This window comes from Shouchella phoenicis (genome assembly GCF_047238345.1).
Lineage (GTDB): Bacteria > Bacillota > Bacilli > Bacillales > Bacillaceae_D > Shouchella.
In genome coordinates, this window is record NZ_JBDFMQ010000001.1 from 3,720,802 (window position 1) to 3,732,770 (window position 11,969).

Annotated in this window: 11 protein-coding genes; 2 read left to right on the forward strand and 9 right to left on the reverse strand. The window is 40.6% G+C overall.

Annotation, left to right across the window (positions count from 1 at the left end):
• Nucleotides 1–14: 14 nt before the first annotated feature.
• From ABC361_RS19785 to ABC361_RS19795, 3 genes are all read right to left on the reverse strand, one after another.
• A complete protein-coding gene (locus tag ABC361_RS19785) occupies nt 15–179 on the reverse strand; it encodes a hypothetical protein (RefSeq protein ID WP_413075544.1) in 165 nt (54 codons plus the stop codon).
• A gap of 66 nt (nt 180–245) precedes the next feature.
• Nucleotides 246–920 carry an ABC transporter ATP-binding protein gene (locus ABC361_RS19790; protein WP_413075545.1) on the reverse strand — a complete coding sequence of 225 codons (675 nt, stop codon included), beginning with the start codon at nt 918–920 and terminating at the stop codon, nt 246–248.
• Between the two features lie 39 nt (nt 921–959).
• Nucleotides 960–3,518 carry a hypothetical protein gene (locus ABC361_RS19795; RefSeq protein WP_413075546.1) on the reverse strand — a complete coding sequence of 853 codons (2,559 nt, stop codon included), beginning with the start codon at nt 3,516–3,518 and terminating at the stop codon, nt 960–962.
• Nucleotides 3,519–3,696: 178 nt separating this feature from the next.
• On the opposite strand from ABC361_RS19795, the gene ABC361_RS19800 reads away from it, so the two are divergent.
• A complete protein-coding gene (locus ABC361_RS19800; RefSeq protein WP_413075547.1) occupies nt 3,697–4,002 on the forward strand; it encodes an ArsR/SmtB family transcription factor in 306 nt (101 codons plus the stop codon).
• A gap of 70 nt (nt 4,003–4,072) precedes the next feature.
• A complete protein-coding gene (locus ABC361_RS19805) occupies nt 4,073–4,960 on the forward strand; it encodes a cation diffusion facilitator family transporter (RefSeq protein ID WP_413075548.1) in 888 nt (295 codons plus the stop codon).
• A gap of 12 nt (nt 4,961–4,972) precedes the next feature.
• Here ABC361_RS19805 and ABC361_RS19810 read toward each other — a convergent pair whose 3' ends face one another.
• From ABC361_RS19810 to ABC361_RS19835, 6 genes are all read right to left on the reverse strand, one after another.
• Nucleotides 4,973–5,578, reverse strand: coding sequence for a hypothetical protein (locus ABC361_RS19810; RefSeq protein WP_413075549.1), 606 nt, complete (start codon nt 5,576–5,578; stop codon nt 4,973–4,975).
• Nucleotides 5,579–5,745: 167 nt separating this feature from the next.
• Nucleotides 5,746–7,713, reverse strand: a complete 1,968-nt coding sequence (locus ABC361_RS19815; RefSeq protein WP_413075550.1) for an MMPL family transporter — start codon at nt 7,711–7,713, stop codon at nt 5,746–5,748.
• A gap of 5 nt (nt 7,714–7,718) precedes the next feature.
• Complete coding sequence (locus tag ABC361_RS19820) at nt 7,719–9,029, reverse strand: MMPL family transporter (RefSeq protein WP_413075551.1); 1,311 nt, start codon at nt 9,027–9,029, stop codon at nt 7,719–7,721.
• A gap of 151 nt (nt 9,030–9,180) precedes the next feature.
• Nucleotides 9,181–10,131 carry an ABC transporter substrate-binding protein gene (locus tag ABC361_RS19825; protein WP_413075552.1) on the reverse strand — a complete coding sequence of 317 codons (951 nt, stop codon included), beginning with the start codon at nt 10,129–10,131 and terminating at the stop codon, nt 9,181–9,183.
• 300 nt (nt 10,132–10,431) lie between these two features.
• Nucleotides 10,432–10,920, reverse strand: a complete 489-nt coding sequence (locus ABC361_RS19830) for a tetratricopeptide repeat protein (protein ID WP_413075553.1) — start codon at nt 10,918–10,920, stop codon at nt 10,432–10,434.
• 21 nt (nt 10,921–10,941) lie between these two features.
• On the reverse strand, nt 10,942–11,949 hold the full coding sequence (locus ABC361_RS19835; RefSeq protein WP_413075554.1) for a DUF2804 domain-containing protein: 1,008 nt from the start codon (nt 11,947–11,949) through the stop codon (nt 10,942–10,944).
• Nucleotides 11,950–11,969 lie beyond the last annotated feature (20 nt).

Genomic DNA, 11,969 nt, shown 5'->3' on the forward strand with positions numbered 1-11,969 from the left:
TTTATCAGCTTCTGCTATCTTCCTTTTTTACGATTCCAATCAACAAGTAAACCTAATAGTAAACCTGCTCCCACATACAACACAATAGAACCTGTAAATAAGCCAAACGACAGCCCTAATGCAAGGCCAATAAACGTCGCACTTCCTACCCTTCGTCCGTATCTCTTTTTTTCAGTCATCGTTCTGCCCTTCTCCCTTAATACACGATTTCTTTAGTCTATCATGGCAAAGAAGGACAGAAAAGATTATCCTAACTGGACGGTCTGATCAATGACTCCGTCCTTGAGGAGAATGGTTCTATTACTTCTGTTGGCAACAACGTCATCGTGAGTAGCAACAACAATCGTCTGACCAGTTTGGTGAAGGTCAACGAGTAACGATAAAATTTGATCTCGATTGGCAGTATCTAAATTACCTGTTGGTTCGTCGCAAAGTAACAGAGCAGGTTCTGCCATGAGCGCTCTTGCAAAGGAAGTACGCTGCTGCTCACCACCTGATAATTGATGCGGGAAATGAGTCAACCGGTGACTAAGCCCCACGTTTTCAATCATTTGTCTCGCTTTGTCTTCAATCATTTTTTTCTTTTGATAAGGCACTAATGGCAACATCACATTTTCAAGAACCGTGAATTGTGGCAAAAGGCGAAACTGCTGATAGACTGTAGAGGTGAATTGACGAAAACGTTTGTGTCGTTCTTCTTGGTTCAACTCAACCACATTTAGATCATTCAGAAACAAAGATCCAGATGTCGGTTTTAACAAGCCCGCTAACATTTTTATCAAGGTTGTTTTGCCCGATCCAGACGGCCCCATGATTGATAGCCATTGACCTTTCGGGATCGTTAGTGATACATCTGTTAGCACCTCAACTGTTTCTCTTTCATTTTCATATTTATATGAGAGCTCTTTTATTTCGATCATTTTTACGATTCCACCTTTCGATTTTACAATTAATACGTATTACGAATACGAACGAAGATGCGAGTGAATAATGATGTGAGCTGAAGCCAATACACTTACTAGTAGAAAAGCACAAACTGTTAACGCCCCTAGAAACATCCAGCTTGAAAACCCGTACATATTCACTATAAAAAACACACTTACCAAAACTCCTAAGAGAACGGATGTTACAGTCCAAACGGAAGACTCTTTCATACATAATTGATACACATCTTGGCGCTTCCATCCAATGTCTCGCAATGTCTTCCATTCGTCTTTACGAATAATCAAAAACGCAGATGTCGTTTCAATAACTGTTATCACCGCTAAAATAAACGCTGCTGCAACCATAATCACGAGCGACATGAAGAGATGATCATTAATAAACGAACCTAAATTCGTTATAGAAGTTGCAGCCATTGTTGCAGATAACGAACCAGCAACAAATAGCGTTACGGTTGTCACAAACACAAGCTGCAACACCGCGACACCAATTAAGCCTTTATAATAATAAAGATTACGGAACCACATTTTATTGCCTTTAAAACTAGATAACTTGTTTCTTTTTCGATTCATCCAGACGGTTTGTAAAAACATAAGTCCCACCGTCACAGCTAACATTACAACTAGGTAAACGTACGCATTCCCGTCAACTAGCTGTGTTTGAAAAAGAATGAATATAGCTCCCGCAGCAATCAACACCGATATAAAAGCAAGTAGAACGTTTTCTAGAAAATAAAACCGACGAAGATGCGAGGATGTCCACCCCAAATCTTTTAAAAGTTGCTTCTCGTCTTCTCGCGTTCGTTGACGAAAGATAAACCGATTGATCATATAACCAATGCTGGATAAAAAGAATAAGCTCGTAATGATAAGCTGTGCCATACTCCACTCTTCTGAGATTGATACTGCCGCTCCAAGTCCTGTCCAAGCTTGGGTCACTTCGCCAATCCCTTCCACGTCCATCGTCATTAGATGTGGAGATGAGCCGGCAATCATATCAATTTGGAAAGCACCTAATTCGTGAATTTGAACGGCGGCTTGTTCAATATCTATTCTCGCTTCCTCTGTATAGCCTTCCACTCCGGCTATCCGAACACGTATGGCATCAATAGGTGCTTCACCTTTAAAATATTCAGCTTCATCTAGCGTGATCAAACCATGAGCAGGTGAAGCCACAAAGCTACCTGGTTTTGTTGTTTCTGTTACAATCGTTCCGTCAGTTGTTGTTACAGGTGACTGCATGTAGATTCCTAACGGACTAGATGCAAGCGTATCTTCATGGGGATCAACTGAATAAGAGCCTACTGGGATAAATAAAAATTCTCCACGCTCCGCTTGAAACAAATTAACTTCTTCCCCATGCTCTTCAAGCTCGCGATACGTTGGAATTCCTTCAATTGTGTCAACCACGTCAATTTCCAACCGTTCATCTGCAACCTTGTATGCAACCGGCTTTGTCGTATAATACTTTCCAGAAGCATCAATATTTTCGTATCCTCCTATTTGTTGATCCTCCTCACCCTCTTCATTCAATACGGGCTGCATCTGTTTAAATGGCAGCGTGTATTTACTTAGATCTATTTCGATCGTTTCTGAATCTGTCCTATATTGTTGTAATTCCTCAAATAATTCCTTCAACACTTCCTCATTTTCAGCAAAATAGAACGGTTCATCTTTCGGTAAACCAATGCGATCTTTTAAAGCAACCGTATCTTCACTGGACCAATCTTCTAGTGTATCAATGGTGAGATGAAACGTAAGAGGTGCACCACCAGAATCAAGGTGGACAATTGGAATAAAGCGATCAACTGACTCCGCATATTCACCCTCAACCATGATTTCTCCTGTATGAGGAAACGTTAACGATTCCTCAAGCGGGTTATCAAACGCTGATAAATCTAACCCAGTGAGCTTCTCTTCTTCTTCGCGATCGATAGCAAAAAGAGAATAATAGGCGGTAGGAATTTGATAGCTAGCTCTAGAACCAGGAAAAGGGCCATTAAGGGAATCTAAAACGTCTTCAGGTTCAATTTCCATTTCTATTCCGTCTATCTCACTACTTTGAACGGAACTTAAATCAAAAGAATCTTGTTCTAACAAAAACATTCCCTCATGAAACTGATTTTGATCTTCAGCTAAAGGATAGTCATGTACACCATCTGTCGTTGTGATTAATCCTTCTACATACATGCTCGATAAAGAAGGCGCAAACTCAATTGAATTATTTTGACCCGTAAAGTATCCAATAGAAGCAACCGGAGCTGCCACTTCTACAGTTTCTAAATTTCGAATTGTCTCCCATTCAGCTAATGAGATTCCTCCTTCGTTAAAACTTAAGTAATTTTCTTCTACAAGATTTAACTGTTGTTCTACATTCGTCTGACTTCCCTCTGGTCTTATAAGTAAATCAAATGTTCCCCTTGCATGCTCCTCAATATTTTGTTCAATAGAAGCACTCATCTGTTGAATCGTTGATAGACTTAATGGCACGGCAATAAATATGGCACTTAACGCAAGAATGAATAGACTAGAAGCCCGTCTGTTCTTTCTAATGGAGCGAAAGCTATAGCGAAGCATAAATGTTCCCCCTTTACCTTATAAAGTTGCATACCCCTAACTTCTTTTTTCAACATTGTTCTTTCACTATACTTTATTTCGAATCTTATGAATATATTATTTTTATTCAGAATACGATTGAAAAATCCTATTTATAATGCTAATATGAACATATACTCATATAAGGAAGGAATAGACCATGTCTGAAACGCAATATGACTTAGATCAAGAAACACTTTTTATTGTTTCACAAAGTTTTAAAGCATTAAGTGATCCTACCCGGATCCGAATTCTTCATTTATTAGCGAATAAAGAATGCTCTGTTGGCGAAATTGTTGAACACTTAGAACTTGGCCAATCAACCGTATCTCATCAATTAAGATTTCTTAAAAACCTTCGTCTGGTCAAATCAAGACGAGCCGGAACAACGATTTACTATTCGCCACAGGACGAGCATGTCTTAGATATTTTAGAAAAAACGATTGAACACGCTACACACGACTAAAACCTGTGTGACGTCGTTCAGTTATTATATGAATAATTGATCATATAAGGAATTAAGGAGGGACAAAACAATGGGACACCACCATGGTCATAGTCATCACCATTCAACTGGGCAAGCAAACAAAAAGAATTTAGTTTTCGCAATGATTATTATTGGGAGCTGGATGTTCATTCAATTTATCGGAGGATTATGGACCGGTAGTTTAGCGCTTTTAGCCGATGCCGTTCACATGTTTAATGACTTCGCTAATCTGTTTATTAGTTTTCTTGCCATCACCCTCGCTGCACGTGCTGCAACAAAATCACGAACATTTGGAAATCATCGTTATGAAGTGCTCTCTTCCTTATTAAATAGCGTCATGCTTTTAGTGATTGCCTTCTTTATAGTTCGTGAAGCGATTGGACGTTTTGTTGAACCACAGGAGGTCATGGGCGGGGGGATGATTGTCCTTGCTTTTATTGGCTTACTTGCCAATCTCGGTGCAATGTTTGTGCTTATGCGTGGGGATGTGAAAGACAACTTAAACATGCGCGGCGCTTATTTACACGTACTAGGCGATACACTGGGTTCCGTCGCAGCCGTTCTTGCAGGCGTAATTATCCTTCTAACTGGCTGGTACACAGCCGATCCTCTTTTAAGCATTCTTATTGCCGTTATGATTTCGATCTCTGCTGTTCGGCTTCTAAAAGATACGCTTCACGTCTTAATGGAAGGAACGCCACAACGCATCGATATCGATGACGTAAAAGCAAATTTAACCGCCATACCTGGTGTAAAAGATGTTCATAGCCTTCATATTTGGACGATCACATCTGGAATGGACTGTTTAACAGCACATGTCCTTATCGAGCCAAATAGCAAAGCAACCACTCAAGAGATTCTTCGAGATGCCAATGAATACGTACATCATACATTGCACATTGAGCGTGCGACCATTCAAATTGAACAGGACCAATGAAAACAGGAACAGCTATCCGCTGTTCCTCTCTTGGTATGAATGAACGTTTAATAACGGGTTTGGCTCATACTTTGACGCCAATGTATCAATAAAGATTCGAATCTCTCTAAAAAGTTTCGCTTCAATTTGTTCTCGCTTCATTTTCGCTTCATCTTCTGGAAGGAAATAGTGCGTATTTGCAGCTTGACACCATAAAGGGAGTAAACGAAAAACATCTGATGCTTGATGGTAAAAATCTGCATCATAATGGTTAAACGGAACATCGAAATGTTTCTCGTCTTGATCCACATAGGACCAGTTTCCATTTGAGTAAGTAAGTTGTTCATCGTCCTGTACGAACGTAATGACAATACTTTTTTGCTCTAGGCTAAGATTTGTTTTTGTTCCCATTAAATTATAGTGTCGCTTTATTTCATCTACAGCATCGTCTGCGCGACGTAATTCTTTTTCAATTGCTTTACACGTTGCAATGAGTAAATCCTTATACTCATCGTTTTCTACTAGCTTTTTTTCAATTCGTTTTAAGCGTCGTGCCTTCATAACACGAGGATGAATTGCTGCATTGTAAATAAGCAACAGCAACAAGACGATCCCAATTATCCAAATAAGCTCCGTCACATTACAACAGCTCCTGCGTGGAAAGGTTTGATCCCTCCATTATAAGCGGTCAGTCTAACATTGGAAAGAGATCGCGCTGACAAATAGGAGGGAATTGTTTACATAAAAGAACCCTCCAACGTTTTCACTTTTTACGTGTCTACTTTGGAAGGCCTTCCTTCTACCTACTATTGCTCTTCTCGCTGTTGATTTTCTACTTTATTTTTAAATGGCCACCAATTTTTACTGCCAATCGCTGAACCAATCGCTGGAACAAATAAAGGTAATAGGATAACACAATAAAACAATAGACCAATGACAACGAGCGTACTCACTTGCATGAGTGTCAACACACCTGATGCAAGCATTGATGCAAACGTTCCACCTAAAATAAGCGCTGCTGATAAAACGGTTCCACCAATTTTCTTCATCCCTTCATGCATGGCAATTTTAAATCCATGCCCTTCCTTTAATTCCTCATCAAAACGGGTTAAAAGAAAAATTGAATAATCGACACCGAGTGCCATTAACAGTACGAAACCAAAGAACGGTACAGGCCACATTAGTCCTTGATAATCCAATATGCCCGTAAAAATAAATTCCGTTATCGCTGCTGCACTAAAGTAGGTAGCAACAAGTGAAAACAACACATAAAGAGGCATAATGAGCGAGCGGAATAAAACAACTAGCGCAATAAAAATCCCCACAAGCATAATGGAAGCCGTTATAAGAAAATCTTGATTCGTAATATCTTGTAGGTCTCGGTTTTGTGCTGAGATCCCACTTACCAGTACAGTAGCATCCTCAAACGGTGTGTCTTTTAATGAAAACTTCGCAACGTTTTCAATCTCATTTACTGCATCAATCGCTTCTTGCTGGTACGGATCAACATGCAGCGTCACTTCAATCAGTGAAACCACTTTATTATCTGGCGTTGCATAATGCTCCCACAGTTGATCAAACTCTTCCTCTTCCAGCATGTCTTCTGAAATAAAAATCCCTTCGAGCGGATGTGCAGGTTGATTTGCAATTTGATCGGTAAACGATTCTAAATCGGTTAGACCATTCCGAACGTCATCTACACCATCCTGCGCTTCACGAATGCCTGAGGAAAATTCATTCAGTGCATCTTCAAAGCTGTCCATGCCTGCCGCCAAATCACTCAATCCAACCTGAACTTCACCTAATCCAGAACCAATTTCACTGGCACCTTCTCCTAACGTACTGATTGCCGTCACAGCTTCTTCTAACCCTGCTGCAAGCTCATTTGTCTGTGTTTGAATTGCACCAAGTTCTTCGTTAATTTCATTCGCAATTCCATCAGGAGAAGGAACGTCAATTTGATTAAGAGGTGTATCAAATGTGAGCAATTGCCGTAATTCGTTCAGTTCTGCAACCGCGCTTGCCAATTCACCTTCAATGGCAGCCCGCGTCTCTTCTACGTTGGTTATAAAAGTAATTGCTTCTTGCAGTTGCCCTTGGCCAGTTTGTAAACTTTCTTCCAACTGCTGCAGCAAGCCTGGAATCTCCGTATCTCCAGCTTCTGCCTCTGCTTGATCCCGTAACTCATTTACGGTTTGCTCCCATGAATCTAGCTGCCCTCTCAACCCAACGTCAAAGACATTTGGATCAAACGCCAATCCGGCAACAATCGTTTGGAGTTCTGCCAATTGCTGTTGCCGCTCATCAATGGATTGCAAAAGGGATGTTCTTAGCTCTTCGGCTTCTTTTAAAGCTGTCTCAATCTCTTGCATATCCGGAAATTCATTTGCTAATCCTTGCACTTGCTCCTGATAAGTCGTTATCTCATTTGAAACAGTTAATACGGCAGTTTGAGCCTCTGATAGTTCTGTTCCTAATTCAGCTAATCCAGATTGGAGAGCCGCTGCACCATCTTGTGCATCACCAACACCTCTCTGCAAGTCTGCAATTCCTTGTCCAACTTGATCGAGTTCACGATCCGCTTTTTCAACGCCTTGTATTAAATCGTCGTGACCTTCCATCACTTCATCTAACCCATTAATCGCTTCACGAATCATGTCCGCTAACTGATCGGCTTGTTCAGGAACTGTGAATAGGTCGGTTCGTTCCCCTTCCGGTCTCGTCACTGTTCGAACCTGATCAACCTCTTCAATTTTTTCTAAATTTAAAGCCATCAACTCTAAATAGGGAGGGAATTTGGGCTCGCCCACGTCTCTTCAGGTGTTTCAACAGCAAGTGTCGTAAAAAAGATTTCACCCTCACCAAATTTATTTGCAATTAAATCATACGCATAAATCGAATCGTAACTTTCATCAATCTCTTCTACGTTGTTAAACGAAACATCATTATCATAGTAGAGCATGAGCGGCGTCACGATAAGTAAGACAAGCAAAAGAGCATAGCCAGGCCGATAGATAGAGAAGCGCCCCATCTTCCGCCAGAGCCAGTTGTTTTCCCCATCATCTTTTGGCTTACTTGGCCAGAACATTTTTTGACCTAGCCCAGCCATGATACATGGCAATAGTGCCCATATCCCTAATACAAGAACCAGAATTCCAACCGAGACCCCTACCGCCGATTGGAAAATATTAAACTCCGCAAATATAATAGTCGCAAAGCCAATAAACCCTGTAATGGCACCATATAACACCGTTTTTGACGACGCTTTAAACGTAACAAGCATGGCTTCTTTTGAATCATGTTGAGAAATGAGTTCTTCTTGAAATCGCCTCATTAATAAAATACAATAGTCCGTCCCGACACCGAATACGACCGCCATAATAAAAATTTGCGTATATGATGAAATCGGAAAATCAAACCAATCGACGAGTATCGATACCGCCGATATGGAAAACACATAGGCAGTTCCTAGTAATAATAACGGAAAAATTGGTGCTAGAGGGGAACGAAACACAATAAGTAAGACGACAAAGACAAGTGCAATCGTAATCCATTGGGAGACAGCTAACCCATCTTGAATGCTCTGGTCCATATCCTCATTGATGACAGGTGCTCCTGTTTGGTAATGAGTGAGCCCATCAATTTGCATTTTATCGTCAATCGCTGCTCGATACTCGCTATATTCTTCATCTTCTATGTCAAGCTCGAGTAACACTAATACTAGCTCTTCATCGTCACTTAAAAGCTGATTTTCTTGCTGCTCCCCATCAAATGGAGATAATAGATTATGTAAAGGAATGTCTCCTGCATCCTCTTCTAAATTATGAACGACTTCTTCGATTTGATTGTATTGGTCATCTGTTAATCCATCTTCTTCATAATAAGCAACAATTACTTGCTGTCCTTGAAAGCCTCCATCCTCTCGAATTAACGCTTCATAACGCTCCGTCGGATAATGATCTGGGATTTCAATCTGTCCCTTTTCACTAACTAATCGATCTAAATCAGGTGAAAACAGCAACAACAAAACAGTTGCCGCAACCCATAAGATTGGTGCAGCGATCAATACCGGTTTACTCGACCATCTCACCTCTGTCGCCTCCCTCTCAAAAAATTCTTTTACCCCATGATAAAGCACTCCTTACTATACCCGAATCTCTCTCTTATCAACAGATTATCGACATTTTTTATCTTTAAATTGCAAAACAAAAAAGAGTAGGCACATCACCTACTCTCACTTTCTACTCGCCTTCAATAATGGCGTCATATACAGAATTAATGGTTTGCATATTTGCTTGATAACCGTTGTAGAGCCAGCTACTGCTGCCCTCACGGTTATAAAGGTTCCCTTGCTCTACCGCAGGAATCGTTGACCACACTGACTCCGATTCTAATTTTTCGATCGTTTCTGGGTCACTATCAATTAAAAACAGATACTCTGCATCCAGCTCTGCAATCGCTTCTAGCGAAACAGGATTCCAATGGGCACCCACGTCTTCTGGCAACTCATCAATCAAATTGGCAGGCGTCAATTCGAGATCTTCAAATAACACCGCACCGCTTGCCACATCAGGTGCAACAACGTAATACTTACCGCCAATCACCCAGAGTGCCGCTACTTTACTATCTCCAATCTCTTCTTGGAGCTGGGCTTTTACATCTTCAACATGTGCATCGTACTCATCAATCGCACGATTTGCCTCGTCTTCTTTTTGAAGAACGTCTCCCATGAGCGATAACGTTGCGCGCCAATCATCTTTTGTTTCCCCATCTATGACGTATGTAGGAGCAATTTTATTGTACTGATCATAGCTTCCACCAGCCAAAGACTCTTCACCTGATGCAAAAATAAAGTCAGGCTCCGCCTCCATAATGGCTTCCAGTGGCAACGTAGAATCAATCGGTTCCACGCCTTCTAAATAATCTTCTAAGTAAACTTGCGTACTAGACCTACTTGCGACTGACCATTGACGTGTTGGGGTTACGCCAAGCGTAACGAGCGGATCCTCTAGATAAGAGGCAATAATACGTTGTGGATTTGCGGGAACCGTTACTTCATTTCCAACTTTATCCGTTACTGTTATTGGCTCTTGTTCCGCTTCCGTTTCATTGTCAACAGCCTCATCCGAACCATTTGAACATGCAGACAACATCGCTAAACCAACTGTAGAAAGCAAAATCAATCGTTTCATATCGTTGTTCTCCTTCAAAGTATGTACTATCGTTATAATATTGATAATGATTATCATTGTCAATATTATTTTTAGATTATTTTATTATCAACGCAAAAACACCCGTATTTTTCAACAACGAGTGTTATTCAAGTTTGCTTAAAGTTGGGCGTGATTCTGGATACCCGTATGCATCCCTAAAAATTTTCCTCTATCTTGTAAAATTCCACCAAAAGCTTGCTTCTCCTCTTTTGAAAGATCGAATTGTATAGGCATAAATCTCCTTTCTAACTATTAAAAATCGCTCATAACGAAGTCGTTCTAATCCCACACTTCATTCAATCGCCCTGAATAAAACGAAATCGCTTTTTGGTATGCTAAAATCTCTTCATCCTTTGTTGTTTCCGTTAAACACGTTAATAGCAACGCCATCGCTTGCTCATATTCCTTAAGATTATAAAGCGTCATTGCATAAAACACTTTTAACGCATAATGTGTTGGAAATTTAGCCAAACCTGCTTCAAACGTCGCTTTTGACTCTTCATACATGCCCAACGTCCGGTATGTACTACCAAGACCTAAATAAGCTCCTTTTAAATCTTCATTACCTAACCCAAGTTTTATCGCTTTTTCATAGTAAGGGTATGCTTCTTTTTCTTTGCCCTGTGGATCGCATGTCGATGCAAGAGAATAGTTGAGATCGGCATCGTCGGGATTATCTTTTAACCAACTATGAAGGTTTTCATAAGCGCAATTATATTCGGCATTCGCTAACCAATGTTCAACTTGTTCTTTCTGTTGTTTATTCACCTTTGTCCATCCCCCTCACTGTCACCACTTTGCCACGTGGTCTTCTGCCCAACCAAATAAACGCTCTAACCGCATGATTTCACCCGTTCCAAGTAAAATTTCTCCTGAATAATAGCCAAACAGCTGATGAACAGAAGATTGAATGATAAACGCATTGGTTTCTGCCTTTCGTTCAAAAATGGGCTCAAACGTGAGATCAACGTGCGCAGCTTTGATCTCCCATTTCTTCAGATAATCAGTCCTATCATAGAACCACTCAACATCATCCTCGATTTTATATAACCTTCCATCAACGATGACACCATTTTCATTCTGACCTGTACCGTCCGTCCATTGCCCACCTAAATTAATGCCAACTTGCTTTTTATTTACCATTCCTGATGCGGAACCCCAATTCCATTTCGAACGATATTTCCAAACCCCTCTTCCAAAATCTAGACACGCAAACCCATCGCCTTGAGCCAATGTATACCGTTGCTCTCCCCATAGAATGTCACCTGTTGCCTGCAGAGCAGGTTGCTTTGATGTAAATTGAAAGTGCCGACTACTCCATGGAATCACTACGTTTAATGATTCCATATCTAGATCACGTTCAATCACGATGGTAGCTTTTAAAGAACCTTTTGCACCAAATGACGGACAGGTTACCTCAATCCTCGTCTTCTCCGTAGATTCAATAAAGGCAAGCGTCATGTTACGACTTGAATACGTAATCGTTTCCTTTACACGTTGTGGCATGTGAACACCTTTGCCAAAGGGGATTAGTAGCGTCTCCTCATGAAAATCATGTGTGTGACGGTCAAAGATATAGACGAAAAGAACCGCTGCATAATCGATATGAGAAATGGTTGCTGAAAATAGTAGTTCGCTACTCGTTACGCACCAGTAGTTCCACATTTTCTTTCTGAGAAAACGACCACTAATGTTGCTAATAAGATCATCTTTAGCAGACCAACCAATACTCCATTCATTTAAATGCCCATTTTCATTTACTAGCGTGTTTGTAAATAACTTGTTTATATTGCTCATCTGACCACCCTTTTTTGATC

Coding starts and splice junctions, on each gene's coding strand:
- ABC361_RS19815 (WP_413075550.1), bottom strand. CDS start 7,713: ATGGCTTTAAATTTAGAAAAAATTGAAGAGGTTGATCAGGTTCGAACA.
- ABC361_RS19825 (WP_413075552.1), bottom strand. CDS start 10,131: ATGAAACGATTGATTTTGCTTTCTACAGTTGGTTTAGCGATGTTGTCT.
- ABC361_RS19800 (WP_413075547.1), top strand. CDS start 3,697: ATGTCTGAAACGCAATATGACTTAGATCAAGAAACACTTTTTATTGTT.
- ABC361_RS19790 (WP_413075545.1), bottom strand. CDS start 920: ATGATCGAAATAAAAGAGCTCTCATATAAATATGAAAATGAAAGAGAA.
- ABC361_RS19795 (WP_413075546.1), bottom strand. CDS start 3,518: ATGCTTCGCTATAGCTTTCGCTCCATTAGAAAGAACAGACGGGCTTCT.
- ABC361_RS19835 (WP_413075554.1), bottom strand. CDS start 11,949: ATGAGCAATATAAACAAGTTATTTACAAACACGCTAGTAAATGAAAAT.
- ABC361_RS19805 (WP_413075548.1), top strand. CDS start 4,073: ATGGGACACCACCATGGTCATAGTCATCACCATTCAACTGGGCAAGCA.
- ABC361_RS19785 (WP_413075544.1), bottom strand. CDS start 179: ATGACTGAAAAAAAGAGATACGGACGAAGGGTAGGAAGTGCGACGTTT.